The organism is Aquabacterium sp. J223 (assembly GCF_024666615.1).
Classification (GTDB): domain Bacteria; phylum Pseudomonadota; class Gammaproteobacteria; order Burkholderiales; family Burkholderiaceae_C; genus J223.
Window position 1 is genome coordinate 369,787 of record NZ_CP088297.1, and the last position, 24,287, is coordinate 394,073.

24 protein-coding genes are annotated in these 24,287 nt (G+C 73.9%); 12 read left to right on the forward strand and 12 right to left on the reverse strand.

Features of this window, described 5'->3' with window-relative positions; all coding sequences use genetic code 11:
• Positions 1-157: 157 nt before the first annotated feature.
• Positions 158-613, forward strand: coding sequence for a c-type cytochrome (locus LRS07_RS01755; protein WP_260500318.1), 456 nt, complete (start codon positions 158-160; stop codon positions 611-613).
• 107 nt (positions 614-720) lie between these two features.
• Here the strand turns inward: LRS07_RS01755 and LRS07_RS01760 are convergent, their stop codons facing one another.
• Positions 721-1,578: a PhzF family phenazine biosynthesis protein gene (locus LRS07_RS01760; protein ID WP_260500319.1), complete on the reverse strand. Its 858-nt coding sequence runs from the start codon at positions 1,576-1,578 to the stop codon at positions 721-723.
• Positions 1,579-1,670: 92 nt separating this feature from the next.
• Between LRS07_RS01760 and LRS07_RS01765 the strand changes: the two genes are divergently transcribed.
• On the forward strand, positions 1,671-2,447 hold the full coding sequence (locus LRS07_RS01765; protein WP_260500320.1) for a hypothetical protein: 777 nt from the start codon (positions 1,671-1,673) through the stop codon (positions 2,445-2,447).
• Positions 2,448-2,459: 12 nt separating this feature from the next.
• On the opposite strand, the gene LRS07_RS01770 is transcribed toward LRS07_RS01765, so the two are convergent.
• Positions 2,460-3,638 carry a YbfB/YjiJ family MFS transporter gene (locus tag LRS07_RS01770; protein WP_260500321.1) on the reverse strand — a complete coding sequence of 393 codons (1,179 nt, stop codon included), beginning with the start codon at positions 3,636-3,638 and terminating at the stop codon, positions 2,460-2,462.
• Positions 3,639-3,641: 3 nt separating this feature from the next.
• Entirely contained in the window at positions 3,642-4,646 is a 1,005-nt protein-coding gene (locus tag LRS07_RS01775) for an XdhC family protein (protein ID WP_260500322.1), read from the reverse strand.
• 180 nt (positions 4,647-4,826) lie between these two features.
• Here LRS07_RS01775 and LRS07_RS01780 point away from each other — a divergent pair, with 180 nt between their 5' ends.
• The 5 genes from LRS07_RS01780 to LRS07_RS01800 all read left to right on the forward strand — a co-directional run bounded on the left by LRS07_RS01780 (position 4,827) and on the right by LRS07_RS01800 (position 11,256).
• On the forward strand, positions 4,827-5,300 hold the full coding sequence (locus tag LRS07_RS01780) for a (2Fe-2S)-binding protein (protein ID WP_260500323.1): 474 nt from the start codon (positions 4,827-4,829) through the stop codon (positions 5,298-5,300).
• Between the two features lie 10 nt (positions 5,301-5,310).
• Positions 5,311-7,653: a xanthine dehydrogenase family protein molybdopterin-binding subunit gene (locus tag LRS07_RS01785; protein WP_260500324.1), complete on the forward strand. Its 2,343-nt coding sequence runs from the start codon at positions 5,311-5,313 to the stop codon at positions 7,651-7,653.
• Between the two features lie 23 nt (positions 7,654-7,676).
• Positions 7,677-8,465 (forward strand): FAD binding domain-containing protein, encoded by a 789-nt coding sequence (locus LRS07_RS01790; protein WP_260500325.1) that lies wholly within the window; start codon positions 7,677-7,679, stop codon positions 8,463-8,465.
• A gap of 153 nt (positions 8,466-8,618) precedes the next feature.
• Entirely contained in the window at positions 8,619-9,551 is a 933-nt protein-coding gene (locus tag LRS07_RS01795; RefSeq protein WP_260500326.1) for an AAA family ATPase, read from the forward strand.
• Positions 9,552-9,558: 7 nt separating this feature from the next.
• Entirely contained in the window at positions 9,559-11,256 is a 1,698-nt protein-coding gene (locus tag LRS07_RS01800; protein WP_260500327.1) for a VWA domain-containing protein, read from the forward strand.
• 18 nt (positions 11,257-11,274) lie between these two features.
• On the opposite strand, the gene LRS07_RS01805 is transcribed toward LRS07_RS01800, so the two are convergent.
• The 3 genes from LRS07_RS01805 to LRS07_RS01815 form a co-directional block, all read right to left on the reverse strand.
• Entirely contained in the window at positions 11,275-11,754 is a 480-nt protein-coding gene (locus LRS07_RS01805) for a GFA family protein (RefSeq protein ID WP_260500328.1), read from the reverse strand.
• 16 nt (positions 11,755-11,770) lie between these two features.
• Positions 11,771-12,736: an AEC family transporter gene (locus tag LRS07_RS01810; protein ID WP_260500329.1), complete on the reverse strand. Its 966-nt coding sequence runs from the start codon at positions 12,734-12,736 to the stop codon at positions 11,771-11,773.
• A 92-nt stretch (positions 12,737-12,828) separates the two neighbouring features.
• Positions 12,829-14,337, reverse strand: a complete 1,509-nt coding sequence (locus tag LRS07_RS01815) for an alkaline phosphatase D family protein (RefSeq protein WP_260500330.1) — start codon at positions 14,335-14,337, stop codon at positions 12,829-12,831.
• Positions 14,338-14,409: 72 nt separating this feature from the next.
• Here LRS07_RS01815 and pcaC point away from each other — a divergent pair, with 72 nt between their 5' ends.
• On the forward strand, positions 14,410-14,790 hold the full coding sequence (gene pcaC / locus LRS07_RS01820) for a 4-carboxymuconolactone decarboxylase (protein ID WP_260500331.1): 381 nt from the start codon (positions 14,410-14,412) through the stop codon (positions 14,788-14,790).
• Between the two features lie 19 nt (positions 14,791-14,809).
• Here pcaC and LRS07_RS01825 read toward each other — a convergent pair whose 3' ends face one another.
• From LRS07_RS01825 to LRS07_RS01845, 5 genes are all read right to left on the reverse strand, one after another.
• Positions 14,810-15,889 carry a WecB/TagA/CpsF family glycosyltransferase gene (locus tag LRS07_RS01825; protein WP_312028340.1) on the reverse strand — a complete coding sequence of 360 codons (1,080 nt, stop codon included), beginning with the start codon at positions 15,887-15,889 and terminating at the stop codon, positions 14,810-14,812.
• Entirely contained in the window at positions 15,879-17,093 is a 1,215-nt protein-coding gene (locus LRS07_RS01830) for a glycosyltransferase family 2 protein (protein WP_260500332.1), read from the reverse strand. Before LRS07_RS01830 ends, LRS07_RS01825 begins: the two co-directional genes overlap by 11 nt.
• Positions 17,094-18,062 carry a glycosyltransferase gene (locus tag LRS07_RS01835; protein ID WP_260500333.1) on the reverse strand — a complete coding sequence of 323 codons (969 nt, stop codon included), beginning with the start codon at positions 18,060-18,062 and terminating at the stop codon, positions 17,094-17,096.
• Positions 18,059-18,565, reverse strand: a complete 507-nt coding sequence (locus LRS07_RS21925; RefSeq protein ID WP_312028341.1) for a serine O-acetyltransferase — start codon at positions 18,563-18,565, stop codon at positions 18,059-18,061. Before LRS07_RS21925 ends, LRS07_RS01835 begins: the two co-directional genes overlap by 4 nt.
• 91 nt (positions 18,566-18,656) lie before the next feature.
• Positions 18,657-19,610 carry a glycosyltransferase family 2 protein gene (locus LRS07_RS01845; RefSeq protein ID WP_260500334.1) on the reverse strand — a complete coding sequence of 318 codons (954 nt, stop codon included), beginning with the start codon at positions 19,608-19,610 and terminating at the stop codon, positions 18,657-18,659.
• A 157-nt stretch (positions 19,611-19,767) separates the two neighbouring features.
• Here LRS07_RS01845 and LRS07_RS01850 point away from each other — a divergent pair, with 157 nt between their 5' ends.
• The 4 genes from LRS07_RS01850 (at position 19,768) to LRS07_RS01865 (ending at position 23,488) form a co-directional block, all read left to right on the forward strand.
• The gene (locus LRS07_RS01850; protein ID WP_260500335.1) at positions 19,768-21,846 is read left to right on the forward strand and encodes an ATP-dependent helicase; all 2,079 of its coding nucleotides are present in this window, start codon (positions 19,768-19,770) and stop codon (positions 21,844-21,846) included.
• A gap of 142 nt (positions 21,847-21,988) precedes the next feature.
• Positions 21,989-22,156 (forward strand): hypothetical protein, encoded by a 168-nt coding sequence (locus LRS07_RS01855; protein WP_260500336.1) that lies wholly within the window; start codon positions 21,989-21,991, stop codon positions 22,154-22,156.
• 82 nt (positions 22,157-22,238) lie between these two features.
• Positions 22,239-22,877, forward strand: a complete 639-nt coding sequence (locus LRS07_RS01860) for a YecA/YgfB family protein (RefSeq protein WP_260500337.1) — start codon at positions 22,239-22,241, stop codon at positions 22,875-22,877.
• A gap of 89 nt (positions 22,878-22,966) precedes the next feature.
• Complete coding sequence (locus LRS07_RS01865; RefSeq protein ID WP_260500338.1) at positions 22,967-23,488, forward strand: tetratricopeptide repeat protein; 522 nt, start codon at positions 22,967-22,969, stop codon at positions 23,486-23,488.
• A 10-nt stretch (positions 23,489-23,498) separates the two neighbouring features.
• On the opposite strand, the gene LRS07_RS01870 is transcribed toward LRS07_RS01865, so the two are convergent.
• Entirely contained in the window at positions 23,499-24,269 is a 771-nt protein-coding gene (locus LRS07_RS01870; RefSeq protein ID WP_260500339.1) for a metallophosphoesterase, read from the reverse strand.
• Positions 24,270-24,287: the final 18 nt, after the last annotated feature.

Here is a 24,287-nt window from a genome sequence, read left to right on the forward strand (position 1 = left end):
GGCCGGCGAGGCCGCAACGATAGCGCCTGTCGCCGCGCGCGGCACCATGGAAGAAACTGCGGCCCGCGGTCGTATACCGTGCAGGGGAGGGAGGGCGACCGCCTGCCCGCCTCGGCTTCGCCGGCGTCGCCGGTGCTCAATACGGAGAATCTCCTTCATGAAGCAGACCCTTCTCGCCGGCGTGCTGGCCGTGGCCGGCCTGAGCGCCGCGGTGCCCGCCGCCGCCCAGTTCCAGAAACCGGAAGACGCAGTGAAGTACCGCCAGAGCGCCTTCACGGTGATGGGCACCCACTTCGGCCGTCTGGGCGCCATGGCCAACGGCCGCGTGCCGTTCGACGCCAGCGTCGCGCAGGCCAACGCCGACATCGTCTTCACCATGTCCCGCCTGCCGTGGCCGGCCTTCGGCGAGGGCACCAACGTCGGCAACACCAAGGCCAAGCCGGAAATCTGGAGCGAGAACGACAAGTTCCGCGCCGCCGCGCAGAAGCTGCAGGAAGAGGCCGGCAAGCTGCAGGTGGCCGCGCGCAGCGGCAACCTGGACCAGATCAAGGCCGCCTTCGGGGCCACCGCGCAGAGCTGCAAGGCCTGCCACGACAACTACCGCAAGGAGTGACGTCGGCCCCCGGCCCTTCGTCTACAGGGGGGTCACGCCCCGCGGGGGTGCTCAGCCGGGTCGGGGCGACCCGGCGCCGGCTGAGCCGCACCCGACCCGGTCCTCGGTCAACGGGGCTGCAGCAGCACCCGGCCCTCGACCAGCGGCTGCACCCGGCCGCCCACCCACAGCGTACCGTCGTCGTCTTCCTGAAGGACCACGCGGCCGTCGGCGCCGACGCAGCGGCCCTGCGCGGCGACGTAGCGACGCGGCAGGCGGCCGTCGGCCATCAGCCAGCGCGCCAGGTTGGCCTGCAGGCTGCCGGTGACCGGGTCCTCCGGGATGCCGATCATGGCGGCGAAGAAGCGCACCTCGACGTCGGCCGGGCCGCCCGGCCGGTGGCGGCCGACCACGCCCACCTTGGCCAGGGTCTTCAGTGCCGCATGGTCGGGCTGCAGGCCCAGCACCCGGTCGGCGCTGTCCAGTTCCAGCGCCAGCTGCGCAAAGCCGCTGTCCAGCCAGGCCACCGCCCGCACCGCCTCGGGCGACAGCCCGAGCGCCCGCAGTACCGCGTCCACCACCGCGGCGTCGGCCGGCCGCACCACCACCGGCGGGGCGGCGAAGGCCAGGCCATCGTCCTCGCGCCGCACCCGCACCCGACCGACGGCGCATTGCTGCACCACCTCCGTCGGCCGCCGCGGCCGACCGCCGGCGGCCAGCCAGGCGTGGCAGGACCCGAGCGTCGGGTGGCCGGCGAAGGGCAGCTCGCCACCCGGGGTGAAGATGCGCACCCGGTAGTCCGCCTCGGCGTCGGTGGGCGGCAGCAGGAAGGTCGTTTCCGACAGCCGGGTCCAGCCGGCGAACGCCTGCATCGCCTCGTCGCTCAGGCCCACTGCGTCGTGCACGACCGCCAACGGGTTGCCGGCCAGCGGCCGCGGTGCGAAAACATCGACCTGGTCGAAACGGCGGGTGATCGCAGGGGCCATGCGGGATTGTGCGCACGCCTTGGCGGCGCGATTGCCCCCGTTGCCAGCGCCGTCAACTGCAAGCAAACGTGTTCGTCGTAACATCCACCGCGATGTCGCAGTTCCCATCCAGCCGCGCCCTGCCCCAGGACGCGGAGGCCTTCAGGTCCACCCTGCCGCTCGGCGAAGCGGACCTGGTGCGGCTCAGCGACTTCCAGCGCTACCTGCGCGAGGTGGCCACCGACGACGACCCCGACACCGGCGGCACCCGGCTGACCTCGCTCAGCCCCTCGCTGCTGGCCGACCTGCAGCGCTTCACCCAGCCCGGCCGCCAGACCGAACTGCTCGAGGTGGTGGCCGCCTGCATGCGCCATGCGCGGCCGCTGAGCATCCACCTCGGGCAGGACGAACGGGTCCTGCGCCTGAGCCTGTTCCCGCTGGAGCGGGTGGCGCACTGCACGCTGCCGATGGCCGAGTTCCTGCAGAGCCGCCTGCTGGAACTGCAGGTGCTGCACGTGGAACCCGCGGTGATACCGGCGCCCGGGCAGCGTTTCGGCGCGCTGGTGGCCGAGGCCGACCAGTTCCACCCGCTGGCGCCGCTGACCTGGCACCTGGCGCTGCACGGCTCTCGCGAGGAGCTGCTGCCCGAGATCGCCGGCCTGGCGGCCTACCGCGTCGCGCCCGGCGTGGACCTGGCGCCGCTGGCGCTCGGCGGCGTGCTGCGCACGGCGGTCGAACGGCTGCAGCGGCAGAGCACCAACCTGCGCGCGCTGGCCGAATGGCCGGGCTTCGACCGCGGCCGCGCCACCCGGCTGCTCAACGCGCTGTACCTGCAGGCCGGGCTGATCGTCAGCCGCAGCCACCCCGCGGCGGCCGGCGAACCGAGCTGAGGCTTCGGCCCCTCAAGCGGCCGGGGACAACGCGCGCTGCCGCGTCGCCAGCACGGCCGCCAGCCCCAGCACCGCCGCCGACGCCACCAGGCCGCGCGCCAGCCCGGCACCGTCGGACAACCAGCCGGTCCACAGCGGACCGATCACCTGTCCGAGCGCGAACACCACGGTGAACGCGGCGATGCCGCCGCTCCAGCCGGCCGGCGGCGTGTTCAGCCGCACCAGCGCCGTCGTGGCGCCCGGCACCTGCAGGAAGATGGCACCGAAGCCCAGGCCGGAGGCGAACACCGCCCACGGCGCGGCGCTCAGCGCCGGCAGCACGCAGGCCACCGCCAGCAGCGCGTTGAGCAGCGCCATCGGCCGCCCGCTGCGGTGGCGCTGCAGCAGCCCCGACCAGAGGAAGGACGAGGCCACCACGCCGGCGCCCAGCAGAGCGTAGAACACCGTGACCTGCGCTGACGGCAGGCCCTGCTCGCGCAGCAGCGCGACGACGAAGGTCATGTAGCCGATGTAGCCGATGCCGAACCCGGCGTAGGACAGCAGCCCGAAGACGAAGTCGCGCCAGCGGAAGGCCGCCGGGGTGCCGGCGGCGGGCGACGGCGCGGCCGCCGGCACCTGCGCCACCGGCCGGCGCAGGGCCAGCGTGGCCGCGGCGCAAGCCAGGCCGAGCACCGCCCAGGCCAGCGGCCAGGCCGGACCGCCCCCTCGCGCGGCCATCAGCGCCTCGCAGGCCGGCACCGCCAGCGCCGCCAGCAGGATGCCGAAGCCGGTGCCGCCGTAGTAGAGCGCCAGCAGCAACCCGCCGCGCGACCCGGCACCGGCGGCCAGCCGCGCCGCCAGCAGGCCGCCGCTGACGAAGACCAGCGCGCTGGCCACGCCGGTGAGCCCGCGCAGCGCCATCAGCACCGCGGTGTCGCGCGAGGCGGCGGTGGCCAGCAGGCCGAGGCTCGCGGCGGCGGACCCGAGGAGCAGGCTGCGGCCGTCGCCAAGCCGGCGCATCGCCGCCGGTGCGAGCAGCGCACCCACCAGGTAACCCAGCGCGTTGGCGGTGTTCAGCGCGCCGGCCACCGTGTAGCTCCACTGCAGGTCGGCGCGCATCGGCGGCAGCAGCAGCGCGTAGGCGAACCGCGCGATGCCGAGCGACACCGCCGCTGCCAGCGACAGCCGCAGCGCGGTGCCGACGCCCTGCACCGGCTACAGCGCGCAGCCGGATTCGCCGGGCGCCGGATCGGCCTGGCGCAGGTCCACGCCGTAGCGCACCGCCGTCAGCTCGGCCAGGATGGACACCGCGATCTCCGGCGGCGTGCGCGCGCCGTTCTTGATGCCCACCGGCCCATGCAACCGGTCGAGCTGCGGGTCGGTGAGGCCGAAGTGCTCCTTCAGCCGCGCCCGGCGCTTGGCCTGGTTGACGCGCGAGCCGATGGCGCCGACGTAGAAGCAGGGGCTGGCCAGCGCCTCCATCAGCGCGAGGTCGTCCAGCTTGGGGTCGTGGGTCAGCGCCACCACGGCGGTGTGGCCGTCGGGTTTCAATTCCACCAGCACGTCGTCGGGCATGCCGCGCAGCAGCCGCGCACCGGGCACCTCGAAGCCGCTGGCGTACTCCTCGCGCGGGTCGCAGATCAGCACCTCGTAGTCCAGCGCGCGCGCCATGGTGGCGAGGTAGTGCGTCATCTGCCCTGCACCGATGACCACCAGCCGCCACCGCGGGCCGTGGGTGGTGACCAGCCGCTGGTCGTCGAGCTGCAGTTCGTCGCTGCCGCCGGCCGGCGAAAGCTCGACGCGGCCGTCGCCCAGGTGCAGCACCCGGCGCACGCGCTCGCCGGCGTCCAGCCGCTGCAGCAGCTCGTCGATGCGCGAGCCGTCGTGCAGCGGCTCCAGCAGCAGCTCCAGCGTGCCGCCGCAGGGCAGGCCGAAGCGGGTCGCCTCTTCCGCGCCGACGCCGTATCGCAGCGGCTGCGGCCGGGTCAGGCCCAGCGCGCCGTCGCGCACCTTGGCCACCAGGTCGTCCTCGATGCAGCCGCCGGACACCGAGCCGGCGATCTGGCCGCCACCGTCCGGATCGGCCCGCACCGCCACCACCGAGCCGACCGGCCGGGGCGCGGACCCCCAGGTGCGCGTGACCGTGCCCAGCACCACCGGGTGCCCGGCGCGCCACCACTGCGAGACCTGCCGCAGCACCTGAAGATCGACGTTGTCCATTCAATCAGTGTGCCGTGTCTCGACGGCCGCAGCGGCCGCGATGGATTTCAGGGTTTCCCGCCGGCTGCGGTCGCGCAGGGCGCCGCATAGCATGGGTCAGTCCCCTCACCCAGTCCCCTCACCGAATGCCGGCGCGGCCCGCGCCCCGCCATGGCCACTGGGGGCTTCACGGAGATGCCCATGTCCATTGCCCTCACCCTGACCGTCAACGGCGCGCCGGTGACCCGGCCGGTGGCGCCGTCGACGCTGCTGTCCGAGTTCATCCGCGAGCACCTGCGGCTGACCGGCACCCACATCGGCTGCGACACCACCCAGTGCGGCGCCTGCACGGTGCTGCTGGACGGCCGGGCGGTGAAGAGCTGCACCGTGCTGGCGTTGCAGGCGCAGGGCGCGCAACTGACCACCATCGAGGGCCTGGCGCAGGCGGACGGCACGCTGCACCCGATGCAGGAAGCCTTCCGGCAGTGCCACGGCCTGCAGTGCGGCTTCTGCACCCCGGGCATGGTGATGAGCGCCGTCGACCTGGCCACCCACCATGCCTGCGGCACCGAGCAGGAGATCCGCGACGGCCTGGAGGGCAACCTCTGCCGCTGCACCGGGTACCACAACATCGTCAAGGCCGTGCAGCAGGGCGCTGCGGCCATGAAGGCCTGAGGGGACGGTCATGAACGCGAGACAAGGCTTCATCGGCCGCCCGGTCACCCGGCGCGAGGACGCGCGCTTCCTCACCGGTGCCGGCCAGTACACCGACGACATCGTGCTGCCGCGCCAGACCTACGGCGTCTTCCTGCGCAGCCCCCATGCGCACGCGCGCCTGAAGCGGGTGGACACCACGGCGGCGCGGGCGGCGCCCGGCGTGCTGGACGTCTTCACCGGCGAGCACTTCCGCGAGGTCGGCGGCCTGCCCTGCGGCTGGCTCATCAACCACGTCGACGGCACGCCGATGAAGGAGCCGAAGCACCCGGTGCTGGCCGACGGCAAGGTGCGCTACGTCGGCGACCGGGTGGCGCTGGTGGTGGCCGAGACGCTGGAGCAGGCGCGTGCCGCGCTGGCGCTGATCGACGTCGACTACGAGGAACTGCCCGCGGTGGTCGACACGGCCGACGCCACGAAGGCCGGCGCCGCGGTGCACGACGAGGCCCCGGACAACCGCTGCTACCAGTGGAACATCGGCGACATCGACGGCACCGAGGCGGCGATCAAGGCGGCGCCGCACGTGGCGCGGCTGACCTTCCGCAACAACCGGCTGATCCCCAACGCCATCGAGCCCCGCGCGGCCAACGCCGCGTGGGACCGCAGCAGCGACAGCTACACGCTGTACGTCGCCAACCAGAACCCGCACGTCGAGCGGCTGCTGATGTGCGCCTTCGTGCTCGGCATTCCCGAGCACAAGATGCGCGTCGTCGCGCCCGATGTCGGCGGCGGCTTCGGCTCGAAGATCTTCCTCTACGGCGAGGAGACGGCGCTGGTGTGGGCGGCCAAGCGCGTGGGGCGGCCGATCAAGTGGACGGCCGACCGCAGCGAGGCCTTCCTGTCCGACGCCCACGGCCGCGACCACGTCACCACGGTGGAGCTGGCCTGCGAGCGCGACGGCCGCTTTCTGGGCCTGCGCGTCAACACCACCGCGAACCTGGGCGCCTACCTGTCCACCTTCGCCTCGGCGGTGCCGACCATCCTCTACGCCACGCTGCTGGCCGGCCAGTACACGACGCCGAAGATCGCGGTCACGGTGGACGCCGTCTTCACCAACACCGCGCCGGTCGACGCCTACCGCGGCGCCGGCCGGCCGGAGGCCACCTACGTCGTCGAGCGCATCGTCGAGACCGCGGCCAAGGCGCTCGGCATCGACCCGGCCGAGATCCGCCGCCGCAACTTCGTCCGCCAGTTCCCCTATGCCACGCCGGTGGGGCTGACCTACGACACCGGCGACTACGAGGCCACGCTCGACCGCGTGCTCGACCTCGCCGACGTGGCCGGCTTCGCCAAGCGCAAGGCCGCGAGCGAGGCCAAGGGCCTCAAGCGCGGGCTGGGCTACTCCTGCTACATCGAGGCCTGCGGCCTGGCGCCGTCCAGCGTGGCGGGGGCGCTGGGCGCGCGCGCCGGCCTGTTCGAGGCCGGCGAGGTGCGGGTGCACCCCACCGGCAAGGTCACCGTCTTCACCGGCGCCCACAGCCACGGCCAGGGCCACGAGACCACCTTCGCGCAGCTGGTGGCCGACAAGCTGGGCATCGGCATGGACGACGTCGACATCCAGCACGGCGACACCGGCAAGGTGCTGTTCGGCATGGGCACCTACGGCTCGCGCTCGCTGGCCGTCGGCGGCACCGCCATCCTGAAGGCGCTGGACAAGGTCATCGCCAAGGGCCGCCGGATCGCCGCCCACCTGATGGAGGCCGGCGACGACGACGTGGTCTTCGAGGACGGCGTGTTCAAGGTGGCCGGCACCGACAAGTCGGTGCCCTTCGCGCAGGTGGCGCTCACCGCCTACGTGCCGCACAACTTCCCGCACGACAAGCTGGAGCCCGGCCTCAACGAGAACGCGTTCTACGACCCGAGCAACTTCACCTACCCGGCCGGCAGCTACGTCTGCGAGGTGGAGGTCGACCCCGCCACCGGCCAGGTTCGGGTGGACCGCTTCAGCGCCTGCGACGACTTCGGCAACGTGATCAACCCGATGATCGTCGAGGGGCAGGTGCACGGCGGGGTGGCGCAGGGCATCGGCCAGGCGCTGTTCGAGCACGGTGTGTACGACCCCGACAGCGGCCAGCTGCTGACCGGCAGCTTCATGGACTACGCGCTGCCGCGGGCCAACGACCTGCCGAGCTTCGACGTCGAGACGGCCGCCGGCACGCCCTGCACCCACAACCCGATCGGCGCCAAGGGCTGTGGCGAGGCCGGGGCGATCGGCTCGCCGCCGGCGGTGATCAACGCGATCTGCGATGCTCTGGGGGTGCCGGACATCCCGATGCCGGCGACCCCGTACACCGTCTGGCAGGCGGCGCGCTGAGCGCCGCGGCCCAGGAGAACCCGATGCAAGCCTTCGCCTACCAACGCCCGGCCAGCGTGGCCGACGCCCTCAACGCCGCCGCCGCCGACGGCGCCAAGCTGCTGGCCGGCGGCCAGTCGCTGCTGCCGTCGATGAAGCTGGGCCTGGCCGCGCCCGACGCGCTGGTCGACCTGGGCCAGGTCGCGGAACTGCGCCGCATCGCGGTCAGCGACGCCCAGGTCACCATCGGCGCCATGACCACCCATGCCGCGGTGGCCGCCTCGCCCGAGGTGCGCGCCGCCATCCCGGCGCTGGCCGACCTGGCCGGCAAGATCGGCGACCGCCAGGTGCGCTACCGCGGCACGCTGGGCGGCAGCCTGGCCAACAACGACCCGGCCGCCTGCTACCCGGCCGGCGTGCTGGGCCTGGGCGCCACCATCCAGACCGACCGCCGCACCATCGCCGCCGACGACTTCTTCACCGGCCTGTACGAAACCGCGCTGGCCGAAGGCGAGCTGATCACCGCGGTGCACTTCCCCCGCCCGGCCAAGGCGGGCTGGCAGAAGTTCAAGCAGCCGGCGTCGCGCTTTTCGCTGGTGGGCGTGTTCCTCAGCCAGGGGCCGCAGGGGGTGCGGGTGGCGGTCACCGGCGCCGGGGCGTGCGCCTTCCGCGTCAAGGCCCTGGAGGACGCGCTCGCCGCCGACTGGTCGCCCAAGGCCTGCGAGGGCGTCAAGGTGGACGCCAGCGGCCTGAACAGCGACCTGCACGGCTCGGCCGAGTACCGCGCGGCGCTGATCCCGGTGCTGGCGGCCCGCGCCGTGGCAGGTGCGTGAGCCCCCGGCCGTCTGGCGGCCGCCCCCCCATGGGGGCTACCCGAACGGACCGGGAGACCCGGATCCGTTCGGGCGCGCTGACCGGCACCGCCCCTGGCCGCCTTGGCGGCCTGTCCCAAGGGGATTCCAGACTGGCTGCACCATCATCGGTGGATGACGTTCCCTCTCCCTGACAGCATCGACGACACCCAGGCCCGGCTGCTGGCGCTGGACTACGTGGCCGAGCGTTCGCTGGCCACCGTCGCCTTCCTCGCGTTGACGCTGCAGCGGCCGCTGTTCCTGGAAGGCGAACCGGGCACCGGCAAGACCGAGATCGCGAAGACGCTGGCCACGATGCTGGACCGGCCGCTGGTGCGGCTGCAGTGCCACGAGGGGCTGGACCTGGCCGGCGCGGCCTATGAGTGGAACGTGCCGCGGCAGCTGCTGGAGATCCGGCTGGCCGAAGCGACGCATGCGGCCCACGCCGCCGACCCCCGGGCCGCCCGCGACGCGCTGGCGGCCGAGCTGTACGCGCCGCGCTTCCTCATCCGCCGCGCGCTGCTGCAGGCGGTGCAGCCGGACGACGGCATCGCCCCGGTGCTGCTGATCGACGAACTCGACCGCGCCGACGAGCCCTTCGAGGCCTTCCTGCTCGAGGTGCTGGCCGAGTTCCAGATCACCATCCCCGAGCTGGGCACGGTCAAGGCCGCCGAGCCGCCGGTCGTCGTGCTCACCTCCAACCGCACCCGCGAAGTGCACGACGCGCTGAAGCGCCGCTGCCTGTACCACTGGGTCGGCTTCCCCGACGCCGAGCGCGAGCGGCTGATCCTGCAGCGCCGGCTGCCGGGGTTGCCGATAGCGTTGTCGCGCCAGGTGGTGGCCATCGTGCAGGGCCTGCGCCGGCTCGACCTGGCCAAGCTGCCCGGCGTGGCGGAAACGATCGAATGGGCGCGCGCCCTGGTCGCGCTGGACACCGTGGCGCTGGACGCCGACACGCTCGGCCAGACGCTGGGCGTGCTGCTCAAGCACCAGGACGACATCGCCCGCGTTCAGGCCGGCGAGGTGACGCGGCTGCTGGCCGAGGCGCAGCAGGCGCTGGCCGCCTGAGGCGCCCATGCCGGTTGGTCTCGACCCGTCCGGCGGGCCTGGCGAGCTGCCGGGGCAGCTGGGCCACAACGTCCTGCAGTTCGCCCGCCTGCTGCGCAAGAGCGGCCTCGCGGTCGGTCCCGACCGGGTGCTGCTGTCGCTGCAGGCGCTGCAGCAGGGCGGCCTGGACCGGCGCGACGACTTCCGCGAGGCGCTGGCCGCCTGCTGGCTGGACCGCCACGAGCAGCGCGTGGTCTTCGACGCCGCCTTCGAGCTGTTCTGGCGCGACCCCGACATCGCCGGCCGGATGATGGCCATGCTGCTGCCCAAGGTGCAGGCCCAGCGGGCCGCGGCCAACGCACCGAAGCAGAACCGCCGGCTGGCCGACGCGCTGGCCACACCGCCCGCACCGTCGAGCGCCGAAGACAAGCCGCCCGAGCAGCGGCTGGAGGTCGAGGCCTGGTCCGCCAGCGAACGCGAGCGCCTGCAACGTGCCGACTTCGACACCATGACGGCCGACGAATGGCGCGAGGCCAAGCGCCTGCTGTCGCGGCTGGACACCTTCCTGCCGCCGCTGCCCACCCGCCGCATGCGGCGCGCCGCCCGCGGGCGGCCCGACCTGCGGGCCACGCTGCGCGCCCAGGTCCACGCCGGGGGCGAGATCGTCGGCCTGCAGTGGCGCGCGCCGCGCACCCGGCGGCCGCCCCTGGTGGTGCTGGCCGACATCTCCGGCTCGATGAGCCGCTACTCGCGCATGCTGCTGCACTTCGCCCATGCGCTGTCGCGGGCCGAGGTGCGGCTGGCGGCCTTCGTCTTCGGCACGCGGCTGACCGACATCACCCGCGTGCTGCGCGCGCGCGACCCCGACGTGGCGGTGGCCGCGGTGGAAGCGGCCGTCGGCGACTGGGGCGGCGGCACGCGGCTGGCGGAGTCGCTGCACGCGTTCAACCGCCATTGGGCGGGGCGGGTGCTCGACAGCCGCACCACCGTGCTGCTGGTGACCGACGGTCTCGCCCACGGCGACACCGTCGGCCTGGCGGCGGAGATGGGGCGGCTGCAGCGCCGCTGCCGCGAGCTGGTGTGGCTCAACCCGCTGCTGCGCTTCGACGGCTTCCAGCCACGCGCGGCCGGCATCCGTGCCATGCTGCCGCACGTGGACCGCTTCGTGCCCGCGCACAACCTGCACAGCCTGCAGTCGCTCGCCCGCCTGCTGGCCGCACCCCCCACCGGCGGCCGTCGCCGCCCGATCACGAGAAGACCTGAGATGGAACTGACCGACCAGCACACCCTGCCCGTGTCCCAGGCCGAGGCCTGGGCCGCGCTCAACGACACCGAGCTGCTCAAGGCCTGCATCCCCGGCTGCGAGTCGCTGACCGCCACCGGCGAGGGCCGCTACGAGATGCTGATGGTCGCCGCCGTCGGCCCGGTGAAGGCCAAGTTCAAGGGCAACCTGCAGCTGGCCGACGCCCAGCCGCCCGAGTCCTACACCATGCTGTTCGAGGGCCAGGGCGGCATGGCCGGCCACGGCAAGGGGCAGGCGCAGGTGCGGCTGGAGCCCACCGGACCGACGGAGACGGTGCTGCACTACGTCGCCAAGGCGACGGTGGGCGGCAAGATCGCGCAGATCGGCTCGCGGCTGGTCGACATGGCCGCCAAGAAGATCGCCGGCGAGTTCTTCGACCGCTTCAAGAAGGCGCTGGAGGCGCGCAGCCAGCCCGCGGCCTGACGCCCGACGCCGGCACCGCTAGAAGCCGTGCCGGCGGTGCCAGTCGGCCAGCGACTCCTCGGGATAGCCGTCGAAGCAGGCATCGCCCGGCCGCACCTCGGGCTCGACCCAGTTCGCCTTGCTGCCCAGCATGAGGTGCACGCGGTCCGGCGGCACCGGCAGCGGGGTGTCGATGGCCGAGGCGTGCGGGTGCACCAGGTCCGGCCAGGTGGGGTCGAACAGCCACAGCGCGCTGCCGCAGCGGCGGCAGAAGTGGCGCTGGGCGCCGCTGGCGTGCCAGCCGCCGCCCGCGTCTTCCATCCGGGCGTGAAAGCTGGCGACGTCGGCCTCGCCCTCGACCTTCAGCGTGGCGGCGTCGGCGCCCAGGTTGATGGCGTAGCCGCCGGCGCCCGCCGTCTTGCGGCAGATCGAGCAGTAGCAGCGCATGAAGGGCACCGGCTCGCGCGACTCGACCTCGAAGCGCACCGCCTGGCAGTGACACGATCCCTGCAGCTTCATGCTCGTCCTTTCGCCGTCAGCGGCCGACGCCGAAGGCCCATGCCCAGGCGCTGAAGCTGGCGAACGCGGCCACCGTGGAGGCCATGATGATGCGCGCCACCCGGCCGATGTCGGCGCCGCGCGCTTGAGCCAGCAGCGAGACGTTGCTGGCGCTGGGCAGCGCGGCGGTGAGCACCAGCACCATCAGCGCGAAGCCCGACAGCGGCGCGCCCGCGGCCCGTGCGGCAAGCCCCAGGCCCAGCACCAGCGCCGGGTGCAGCGCCAGCTTCAGCGCGGCGGCCGGCAGCGCGTCGGTGCGCCGCCCGTTGGAGACCCCCGCGCCGGTGCCGGCGGTGGTCCACAGCACCACGCCGATGGTGAACAGCGCCACCGGGCTGGCGGCGTCGCCCAGCAGCTGGACGGTGGCGTCGAGCGGACCGGGCAGGCGGGTGCCGGTGGCCCGCAGCAGCGCGCCCACCGCGATGGCCCAGGGCAACGGGTTGCCCGCCGCGGCCTTGAAGGCGGCCCAGGCCGCCGCGCCGCGCCCCTCGCCGGCGCCCGGCGCGCGCGCCAGCGCCAGGCACAGCGAGCTGGTGAGGAAGAAGTCGACCAGCAGCGTGCAGATCACCGGCCCGGCGGCCTGAGGCCCGAGCAGCGCCACCAGCAGCGGCACGCCCATGAAGCCGCTGTTGGGAAAGGCGGCGACCAGCGCGCCGAACGCGGCGTCGGCCCGGGGCCAGCCGCGGCGGCGCAGCGCCCACAGCGCCAGCGCCACCACCGGCCCCATCGCCAGCGCGTAGACCGCCAGCACCCAGGGGTCGAGCAGGCGCTCCAGCGGCGTCGCCATGCCGAAGCGCATGAGCATGCAGGGCAGGGCGAAGAACAGCACGAAGCCGTTGAGCCCGGGCACCGCCGCGGCCGGCACCACCCCCCGCCGCGCCGCCCACCAGCCGATCAGCACCAGCGCGAAAAAGGGGGCGGTGACCGCCAGCACGTGAACCATGGCGGCGCAGTATCCGGGCAAGCGGCGCGCATGCGCCGTCGACTGAACGTGCTGGCCTGAACCTGCCGGCCTGGACGGGCGAGCGTCGACCCTCAGGCCGGCTGCGGGCCGGGGCGGCCGGCTTCGACGATAAAGCGCGCCAGCGTGTTGACCGGGCTGTCCGCCCGCTCCACGTCCTCCACCGCGCGCAGTTCGGCCTGCAGCCGGCGCTCGTCGAGCGTGAAGCGCACCGTGCCGCGGTGGTCGCTGCGGCCGAGCCGGATGTGCGGGTTGAAGGGCAGCGCCTCGTCCAGCCGGGCCTGGGCCATCGACGGGCTGCTGATCGAGGTGCCGCAGAACTCGCTGGCCACCGCCGGCCCCGGGCGGTCGAAGTCGGGCCGCAGCTCGGCGACGTAGTGGGTGTGCACGTCGCCGCCCAGCACCACCGCGCCGGGCAGCCGCCGTTCGGCGATGCCGTCGAGCAGCCGGCGGCGGGCGGCGGGGTAGCCGTCCCAGCCGTCGGTCCAGTAGGCCGGGTCGCGCGCCGGGTCGCGCCAGGCGAAGCGGCTCATCAGGGTCTGCTGCGCCACCAGGTTCCACGGCCGCTGCAGGTCCCAGCCGTCGGCCAGCCAGCGCTCCTGCTCGTGGCCGAGCAGGCTGCGCTGCGGGTCGAGCAGTTCCGGGCAGTCGCGCAGGGCCACGTTGTTGCTGCCGCCGCGGCCGGGCTTGGGGCAGGCCTGCGGGTCGCGGTACTGGCGGTCGTCCAGGCAGTGCACCGTGGCCAGCCGGCCCCAGGTCCAGCGGCTGACGATGCGCAGGTCCGGGCCGCGCGGCCGCCAGGCCCTGGGCACCGGCTGGTGCTCCCACCAGGCCTGGTAGGCGGCGGCGCGGCGCTCGGCGAAGTCGGGCTGCAGCGCCTGGCCCTGCAGGGCCGCGTAGTCGTTGTCCACCTCGTGGTCGTCCCACACCAGCAGCCAGGGCGCGGCGGCGTGCGCCGCCTGCAGCAGCGGGTCGCGCTTGTAGGTGGCGTAGCGGCGGCGGTAGTCGTCCAGCGAGGTGACGAAGCCGCCCTCGTGACGGCGCACCCGGTTCGGCGCCGAGGCGTACTCGTAGACGTAGTCGCCGAGGAAGAGCACCAGGTCGGGCGACCACTCGGCCACGTCGCGCCAGGCGGCGTAGTGGCCCATGTCGTAGCGCTGGCAGCTGGCGATGACGTAGCGCAGGCCGGCCGGCGCGTCGGGCGCCGGCGCGGTGCGGGTGCGGCCGACGGCGCTGCGCTGGCCCAGCGCCTCGAAGCGGTAGAAGTAGGGCCGGCCCGGCACCAGGCCGGCAGGCTCGGCGTGCACGCTGTGCGCGTCGCGCCGCAGCGCGGTCTCCTCGCCCTGCGCGGCGAGGTCGGTGAAGCGCTCGTCGCGGGCGAGTTGCCAGCGCACCGGCACCGCCTCGGGCAGGTCGCCGCCCATCAGCCGGGTCCACAGCACCAGCCGGTCGGGCCGCGGCGCGCCGGAGGCCACGCCGAGGGCGAAGCGCTCGTCGCTGCCGGCGCGGGCGCAGGACAGCAGGCCGGGCGCCAGCCCGGCGGCCAGCGCCGCCTGCAGCAGCGATCGTCGGGAAGCGGTCATGGCCGCGAGTGTCGCCCGGCTCGGTGACGCGGTTGTTAGAGTGGCCGTCCCGCCCCCACCCCTCCCCCGCCCATGAATCAGGAGCTGTTCGACAAAGGCCTGCAGACCCGCCGCGAGGTGCTCGGCACCGAGTACGTGGACCGGTCGCTGCGCGAGGCCGACGACTTCACCCGCCCGCTGCAGGAGTTCACCACCCAGTACGCCTGGGGTGACATCTGGAACCGGCCGGGCCTCGGCCGGCGCGAGCGCAGCTTGCTCAACCTGGCGATGCTGACGGCGCTGAACCGGCCGCACGAGCTGAAGCTGCACGTCAAGGGCGCGCTGGCCAACGGCGTGACGCTGGCGGAGATGCGCGAGGTCTTCCTGCAGAGCGCCATCTACTGCGGCGTGCCGGCGGCAATGGACGCCTTCCGCACGGCGCGCGAGGTGCTGAAGGCCGAAGGCGCGCTGTAGTCCGGCCTCCTGGCCGGTCTCAGCCGGGCAGGCGCCGGGCCAGCGGCTCGGGCAGCGTGAGCGTCACGCCGCGCACCCGCGCCTGCGCCGCCGCCATCGCCAGGCTCGCCCAGGCGGTGCGGCCCGGCCGGCCGCCTTCGTCGACCTGCACGGTCCAGGCCGCGTCGCCCGGCGGTGCGTGGTTGACCCATCGCAGCAGGGCCTGGTGGTCGACCACGCTCCAGTGCTGCAGCACCCGCGACAGCCGCACGCGGCCGTCCGGCGAACGCAGCATCAGCCGGCCGGCGCCGGCGTAGGCGCCCTGGCGCTCGGCCCGCAGTTCGTCCCACACCAGGCGCGCCAGCGCCAGCCCGTCGCCGGCGTAGCGCTTGACCAGGCCGGGCTCCTCGCGGATGCGCCACAGCCACTCCAGCCCGGTGCGCTGCATCCAGGGCGGCGCCCGGCGCACCGCGCCGGCGACGAAGTTCACCACCGCGCCGAGGTGGCTGACCACCGGCGGCTTGAGCCGCGGAAGGTTGTGGAGGATCCAGGCCTGGCCCTTCTGCGCGCCGAGCGCGACGACCAGGAAGTCGGCGCCGCTGCGGTTGATGTCGTCGATCAGTTCCGGCGCGCTCATGGCCTCGACGCTGCCGAAGCCCGGCGACGCATGGCCCACGCAGACCAGCCCGCCGCGCTCGGCGTTCAGCCGCTCGCCGGCCTGCGCCGCCACGCCGGGCGGGCCGCCGAAGAAGTACACCTTCAGCGGCGGCGTGCCGTCGGCGGGCGGCCGGCGCAGCGCCGCGAAGAGGTCCGAGCCGGCCACCCGCTGGGTGATCGGCAGGCCGAGCCGGCGCGCCAGCCAGACCAGCGGCATGCCGTCGGCCAGGCTCAAGTCGCTGCGCAGCACCGAGTCGCGGAAGGCCGGCTGCGCCGCGGCGGCGACCGCGAAGTTGACGTTCGGGGTGCTGATGAACAGCCGCTGCCGCTGCCGTGCGGCGCGGCGGACGGCCGCCATGGCGCCGGGCAGGTCGATCGGGTGGAAGGGCAGCCCGAGCAGCCACACCGGCGCCGGGAGCGCGGGCGGCGGCGCGTCGCCCATCGCGGCGGGGTCAGCGGACATCGCCCTCCCGGACATCACCCTCGCCATCGCGCTTGGCCCGCACCCAGCCGCGCTGGCGCTTGAAGACGAAGGCGGCATACAGGGGCAGCTTCCACAGCAGGTACAGCGGCGCCCGCAGCAGTTCGCCCGGGCGCAGGCAGTCGCGGCCCACCGCCGTCCAGGCGATGGCGACGGCCGCCACCAGCGCCACGCCCGCCAGCACCGCGAGCGCGAACGGCAGGGCGCTGCCGAGCAGCGCCCACACCACCGCCCCGACGACGGCCAGCGCGCCGATGGCCAATGCCAGCAGGGCCAGCGGCGGGATCATCAGGTCCAGCGCCAGGGCCACCGCCTCCGGCCGGCCGGCGCCCAGGCCCTGCGCCAGCAGCCGCGGGCCGTGCTGCAGCAGCACGCTCAGGTGGCCGTGTTCCCAGCGGGTGCGCTGCTGCTTGGCGCTGCCCTCGGTGTCGGGGAAGCGGCTGGTGACCAGCGCGCCCGGCTCGAAGCGTGCAGCCTGTCCACGCAGGGCCAGCTGGATGCCCAGCTCCATGTCCTCGGCCAGGTGGCCGGTGGCCAGCGGGGCGGCCTCGATCACCGGCCAGGGGAAGGCCATGCCCGTGCCCATCAGGTGGCAGGGGCCGCCCCAGCGGGCATAACCGGCCGGGCGCAGCTGGTTCTTCACGCGCCAGGCGAAGGTGCCGAAGCGCAGGCGCAGGCCGGCGTCGGCCGGCGGCGGTTCCATCAGGTACAGCGCCTGGGCCGGCCGGCCGTGCCGCGCCACCGCGCGCACCAGCCGGTCGAGGGCGCCGTCGTGCAGCCGGCAGTCGGCGTCGAGGATGAGCAGCACCTCGGGCGGGTCGGCCGCCAGCCGGCGCACGCCATGGTCCAGCGCATACCCCTTGCCGCGCAGCTCGGTGTCGAAGCGCTCGCTCACTTCGGCGCCCGCGGCGCGCGCCACCGCGGCGGTGGCGTCGCTGCAGTTGTCGGCCACCACCAGCACCCGGTCGCCGGGCTGCAGTTGGGCACGCACCGCCTGCACCGTGGCGGCGACGCCGGCAGCCTCGTTGTGGGCGGGGATCAGCACCGCGACCCAGGGCCGCGGGCCGTTCGTCGCAGGCGCCTGCGGCTTCAGGCCGCGCCCGCCGAGCACCTCGACCAGCAGCAGCGCCGCCAGCACCAGCAGCAAGGCGGCCGGCAGGCTGAGCAGGAGGATGAGCAGGGCCATCTACTTGTACTCGATGAGGCGCCGCTGGCCGTGCGTCAGCCGGCGCCACCAGTAGTTGAGCTGCCCCAGCGCCTCGGGGAACTTGCCCAGCACCAGGAACAGCGCGTGAGCCAACCCCTGGCCGCGGCGCGACAGCCGCAGCACCTGCAGCGGGTAGACGGCGAACAGCACCAGCGCCCAGGGGGACACCGCGAGCGCCAGCAGCAGGATGGCCAGCGGCAGCCACAGGCCCCAGGCCAGGCCGCTGCGCGTCTCGCGCACCCAGTGGCGCTCGGGCGGGGCGCCGTGCAGCGCGCTGCCTTCGGCGAAGGCATGGCCACCGCGCTGCGTGCGCCGCCACCACTGGCCGAAGCGCGTCATCGCGGCGTCGTGCAGCGTCATCTCGTGGTCCAGCCGCCAGACGCGCCAGCCGGCGGCGCGCAGCCGCACGCACAGCTCCGGCTCCTCGCCGGCGATCAGGTCCTCGCGGTAGCCGCCCACCGCCTGCAGGGCGGCCACCCGCATCATGGCGTCGCCGCCGCAGGCCCTGGCCTCGCCGACCGGCGTGTTCCATTCGGCATCGCACAGCCGGTTGTAGACCGAACGTTCGGGGTGACGCTCGCGCCGCCGGCCGCAGACCACGCCGACCTCCGGCCGCTGCGCGAGGAAGGCCGTGGCCGCCGCCAGCCAGCCGTCCACCACCTCGCAGTCGCCGTCGACGAACTGCACCCGTTCGAGGCCGGGCTGCAGCGCCAGCAGCCGCGCCAGGCCGGCGTTGCGCGCGCGCGCGGCGGTGAAGGGCTGCGACAGGTCGAGGTCGACCACCTCGGCGCCCAGCCCGCGGGCCATGGCGGCCGACCCGTCGGTGGAACCGGAGTCGACGTAGACCACCCGCGCCACCTGCGGCAGCACCGACTGCAGGCAGCGCCGCAGCCGCTCGCCCTCGTTGCGGCCGATGGCGACCACGCCCAGCCCCGGATCGAGGCTCATGCCCGCTTCCTCGGCTTGATCACCGCCGGCACGCCGACGGCGATGTGGTCGTCCGGCACGTCGGTGACCACCACGGCGTTGGCGCCGATGAGCACCCGGTCGCCGATGCGGATGTCGCCCAGCACCTTGGCGCCGGTGCCGATGTCGACGTGGTTGCCGATCACCGGCGCGCAGGGCTGGTCGACGCGGGCCAGGCCGACGACCACGCCGTTGCGGATGCGGCAGTGGTCGCCGAACTTGGCGTAGCCGCTGATGACGATGCCGCCGAAGTGGTCGATGACGAAGCCGCGGCCCAGCTCCACCTCGCAGGGCAGCTCGATGCCGGTGAGGATCTGCACGAGCTTGTAGAGCACCTTGTAGAGCAGCGACAGCGGCTTGCGCAGCAGCGCCGGCCGGACGCCATAGCGCCACCGGCCGAAGCGGTAGACCACCATGACCCAGAATCCCTGGGCCCCCCAGTCGCCTTGGTAGGCGCGCAGGTCCGCGCGCAGGTGCTCGAACATCGCGTCGTCAGGTCAGTGCCGCCCGGCCGCCCGAAGGCACTGACAGCCCCCTCGGGGGGCAGCGAACGGCAGTGAGCGTGGGGGTTTCATGTCAGCGCGTGGGCTGCAGGCCGCCGCGGGTGGCGCCGACCAGCCGCATCAGCAGGCGCAGTTCGCGGCCCAGCCCCCGCAGCTCGGCCGGGCGCCACTTCAGCAGGCCCTTCAGGCCCAGCACGACCTGCCCCAGCAGCGTCAGCGACAGCAGCGCCACCACGCCGGGCAGGCCGTGGTGCTTGCGGAAGTACAGCAGCTCGCTTTCCACCTGCAGCGCCGACAACTGGCGGCCGGCGCCGGAGATCTTGCCGACGCTCTTGGCGCTCTCGCCGCCGATGTGCACGACCGTGGTGTCAGGGCAGTACAGCACCTGCCAGCCGGCCAGCTTGGTCATGCGGCAGTGGTCCACCTCCTCGTAGTAGAGGAAGAAGCGCGCGTCGAACAGGCCCACCTGGTCGAGCACCTCCTTGCGCACGAGGTAGTAGCAGCCGGGCACCCAGTCGCATTCGCGCAGCGAGGCATGGTCCCAGTCCATGTCGTCCATCAACCGCACCGACGGGAAGAAACGGCTCAGGCCGGTGCGCTGCAGGAACAGGTTCCAGGGCGTGGGGAAGTAGCGGCAGGACGGCTGCAGCACGCCGTCGCGGCCGATCAGCCGCACGCCGACGATGCCGGCCTTGGGGTGCGCGGCCATGCAGGCCAGCGTGGCGCGCAGGGTGTTCGGCTCGACGAAGGCGTCGGTGTTGAGCAGCAGCACCAACGGCGCGCGGATCAACGGCAGCGCCTGGTTGTTGGCGCGGCCGAAGCCGACGTTGGTGTCGTTGACGATCAGCGTCGCCTCGGGGTGGCGTTCGCGCAGCACGGCCACCGAGTCGTCGCGCGACGCGTTGTCGATGACGATCACCTGCAGGGCCAGGCCCTCGGCCGCCCGGTAGAGCGTGGCGAACATCTCGTCCAGCAGGTGGGCGGTGTTGTAGTTGACGACCACGACGCTGATCTGCGGGTCTGGCATGCGTGCTCGCTGGGGCGTGATGGCAAAAGGCAGCGCGCATTCTGCATGGCGGGGATGGCGCCGGTTCGTGCGGGCGTCACGGCCGGGCGCCACGGCGGCCGCCCCATCCGGGGGTCGGGCGGTGCGGTCGCTATGATCCGCCGCCGTTTTCGCCGCCGTGTCCGCCGTCCCGCCCTCCCTCAACCCTGCCCAGCTCGAGGCGGTGCACCACCTGGGCGGCCCCTGCCTGGTGCTGGCCGGCGCCGGCTCGGGCAAGACGCGCGTCATCACGCACAAGATCGCCCGGCTGCTGCAGGCCGGCTTCGCGCCGAAGCAGATCGCGGCCATCACCTTCACCAACAAGGCGGCGGCGGAGATGCGCGAGCGGGCCCGTGCGCTGGTCGGCGCCAAGGCGGCCAAGGACCTGGTGGTCAGCACCTTCCACTCGCTGGGGGTGCGGCTGCTGCGCGAGGACGGCGAGCGCCTGGGGCTGAAGCCGCAGTTCTCCATCCTCGACGCCGACGACGTGCTCGGCGTGCTGAAGGACGCCGGCGGCACCACCGACAACGCCACCGCCCGCCGCTGGCAGTGGACGATCAGCCTGTGGAAGAACCAGGGGCTGACCAGCGACACCGCCGTCGGCCAGGCGCAGGACGCCGACCAGGTGCAGGCCGCCCGCGTGATGAAGCTGTACGAGGAACGGCTGGCCGCCTACCAGGCGGTGGACTTCGACGACCTGCTCACCCTGCCGCTGAAGCTGCTGGCGCGCGACGAGGAGGCGCGGGTGAAGTGGCAGGACCGGCTGCGCTACGTGCTGGTCGACGAGGTGCAGGACACCAACGCCGTGCAGTACGAACTGCTCAAGCTGCTGGTCGGCCACCCCGACCCGCGCGAGGCGGACCGCTTCACCGCGGTGGGCGACGACGACCAAAGCATCTACGGCTGGCGCGGCGCCACCATCGAGAACCTGCGCCGGCTGCCCCAGGACTACCCCGCCCTGAAGCTGATCGCGCTGGAGCAGAACTACCGCTCCACCGGCGCCATCCTGCGGGCGGCGAACCATGTCATCGCCGCCAACCCGAAGCTCTTCGAGAAGAAGCTGTGGAGCGACTTCGGCGACGGCGAGCCGGTGCGGCTGGTCGAATGCGACGGCGAGGAACACGAGGCCGAGCGGGCGGTGGCCTTCATCCAGTCCCTTCGGGCGCAGGGCGGCGACGTCAAGTTCGGCGACTTCGCCATCCTCTACCGCGCCAACCACCTGGCCAAGGTGTTCGAGCAGGCGCTGCGCCGGGCGCAGATCCCGTACCGCGTCTCCGGCGGCCAGAGCTTCTTCGACCGCGCCGAGATCAAGGACCTGTGCGCCTGGCTGCGCCTGCTGGTGAACCAGGACGACGACCCGGCCTTCCTGCGCGCGGTGACCACGCCCAAGCGCGGCATCGGCCACCAGACGCTGGCCGGTCTGGGCGAGTTCGCCGGCAAGTGGAAGGTGAGCCTGTTCGAGGCGCTGTTCTCGCAGAGCCTGGGCACCGCGCTCAGCGCCAAGGCGATCGGCTCGCTGCACGAGTTCGGCCGCGTCGTGAACGACCTGGCCCACCGCGCCAAGGCCACGCTCGGGGCGGAGGACGCCAAGGCGCTGCTGATGGGCTGGTTGAAGGACATCGGCTACGAGCAGCACCTCTACGACCAGGAGGACTCGGAGAAGGTGGCCGCCGCCCGCTGGTCCAACGTGCTCGACTTCATCGACTGGGTGGCCAAGCGCTGCGGCGGCGAGATCGAGAACGACGGCGGCATGACCACGCAGGCCGAGCGCCGCAGCGTGCTGGAGGTAGCGCAGACGATCAGCGTCATCCTCAGCCTGGCCGAGCGCGGCGAGCAGCAGGACCAGGTGACGCTGTCCACCCTGCACGCGGCCAAGGGGCTGGAGTGGCCGCATGTGGTGCTGGCCGGCGTCAACGAGGGGCTGCTGCCCTTCGCCACCGACGACCAGCCGGTCACACCGGAGCGGCTGTTCGAGGAACGGCGGCTGATGTACGTCGGTATCACCCGCGCGCGCACCACCCTGGCGGTGAGCACGCTGCGCCGCCGACGCAAGGGACGCGAGATCGTCGCCGGCGTGCCGAGCCGGTTCATCGCCGAGATGAAGCTGCACGAGGGCTCGGGCAAGGAAGACCCGCGCGAACGGCTGAAGCGGCTGCGCGAGGAGATGGCGCAGAAGGCCGGGGCGAGCGCGGTGGCCGCGGCCGCGGCGAGGCGCTGAGCGCGGCGCGGGCGCTGCAGTAGCGGCGCCTGTCAGCCACCGCCCACAGCCGGCCGCGGCGGACGTGGGACAGACAGCCGCCCGCGCAGGCGCGATGCTTCGCTGCATGGGGCCGTGGGTGCGCCCCGCCACGGAGCCCGCCATGCGACTCACCGCCGTTCCCAGCGTGCTGACCCTCGTCCTCGGTCTGGCCGGCGGCACGCTGCTGGCGCAGGCACCGGCCCACGACGTCGATGCCGTGACGGACACCCCCGCCCTGCAGGGGCCGCCGCTGGCGGACACGACGCTGACGCCCTTCAGCGCCCCCTGACCTCCTGAGGGTGCCGACGGCGGCCGGCTGCAGCGGCCGCGGACAATGGGCGCATGCCCCCCCTCCGCCCCGCCGCCCGCCGGTGCCTGCCACCCGCCCACCGGCGCCCCGCGCCGTCAGCGCCGAGCAGGTCGAGGCCTTGCTCGATCGACTGCCCGCACCGCTGGAGCCGCTGGACGTCAGCGCCGTCGACGGTTACCTCTGCGGCGTGCTGCTGCAACCGCGGCCGGTGCCGTTCGCCCGCTGGTGGCCGGGGGTGCTGGACGCCGACGGTCGGCCCGCGCCCGCCGGGCTGGACGACCGGGCGCTGCGCGAGGCGGTGCAGGCCCGCCATGCCGCGCTGGACCGTGCCATCGGGCAGCGCGACTGGTTCGACCCCTGGGTGTTCGAGCTGGACGAAGAGGCCAGCCCCTCCGAAACCGTGTTGCCCTGGGTCGCCGGCTTCGCCGCCGCCATGGACCGCTTCCCGGCGCTGATGGACCTCGACGCCCCCGCCCTGACCGAGCCGCTGGCGCTGCTGTACCGGCACTTCGACCCCGACGACCTGGAAGACGCGGACGCGCTGCTGGCGGAGATCGACACGCTGGAACCACCGGCCGAGGTCGCCGACGCGGTCGAGGACATGGTGCGGGCGACGCTGCTGCTGGCCGACGTGTCCCGGCCCCGGCCGGCCGCGCCTCCCGGGCCGCGCGGGCCGAGGCGCGGGCCGCCGCGCCGCTGAGCCCGGTGCCCGCGTTTTCCGCAGGCCCGGCGGGCCGCTCGTGGCCGACACTGCGCCGGCCGGCCGCACGACGCCGGCGAGGACACGCCATGCCACGCACCGCCTTCGCCACCCTGGCCGCCTTGGTGGCCCGGCCCGCCCTCGTCGGCGTGCTGGGCCTGCTGTCGACCCTGCCGCTGCTGCCCGGCCCGGCGACCGCCGCCGACATCACCCCGCCGCCCGAACCGCGGGCGCCGCGCGACCCGCTGGCCGGCGCCCGCCAGCACATCGCGGCCAGGCAATGGCCGCAGGCGGTGCAGGCGCTGCGCCAGGTCAACGCGACGACCAACGCCGACTGGCACAACCTCATGGGCTACGCCGCGCGCCACCTCAGCCCGCCCGACCTGGACGCGGCGCAGCGCCACTACGACGAGGCGCTGCGCCTGTCACCGCGCCACCGCGGCGCGCTGGAGTACGCCGGCGAACTGGCGCTGATGAAGGACGACCTGCCCACCGCCGAGCAGCGGCTGGCGACGCTGCAGCAGGCCTGCCCGAGCGGCTGCGAGGAACTGGACGACCTGAAGCGCGCGGTGCAGCGCTACCGCGACCAGCGGCCGGCGGCGGCGCGCTGAGCCGCCGCCGCTACACCTCGACCCGCTTGAAGGGCTCGTAGCCCTCGACCTCGCCCTTGTCCGCCAGGCCGCGCGCCTGACACACCACCCGCGTGCGCCGGCCGTCGGCATGGGCGACGGTGTAGTCGTGGCGGCAGTGCACATGGCCGTGCAGCCACAGGTCGACCCCCGGCATCAGGTCGTCGTCGGCGTTGCAGAAGCTGGCGGTGCCGTGCTGGGCGCCGTAGCGCGGGTCGGCGCTGCGCAGGCTGGGCGCGAAGTGGGTGACGGCGACGGTGGCGTCGGCCTCGGTGGGTTCGGCCAGCGCCCGGGCCAGCCAGGCCCGGCAGGCCAGCGCCTCGCCCCGCACCGCCTCGGCATCGAAGGTCCGGCCATGCAGCCGCGACCGCTGGACGCGGGCGAAGTACTCGCCGGCACGCATCGCCTTGGCCCGCCGGGCCTCGCCGAAGAGGTCGAAGTCGCACCAGCGCACCGTGCCGACGAAGCGGATGCGCCGGCCGTCGGCACCGGTCAGCACCACCGTCTCGCGTTCGAGCAGGCGCAGGCCCAGCGCGTCGCAGCGCCGGCGCAGCGCCGGCCAGGCGTCGTCGAGCTCGCGGTCGTCGAACTCGTGGTTGCCCGCGACGACGACCACCGGCACCGGCCAGCCGGCGAAGCGCTCCAGCGCGGACCAGTCGGGGTGCAGGTCGCCGGCCAGCACCAGCAGCTCGGCGCCCGGCGCGGGCTGGGGGTCGAACACCTCCGTGTCGAGGTGCAGGTCGGACAGCACTTGCAGGCGCATGGCGAGTGGCTCGCTGGG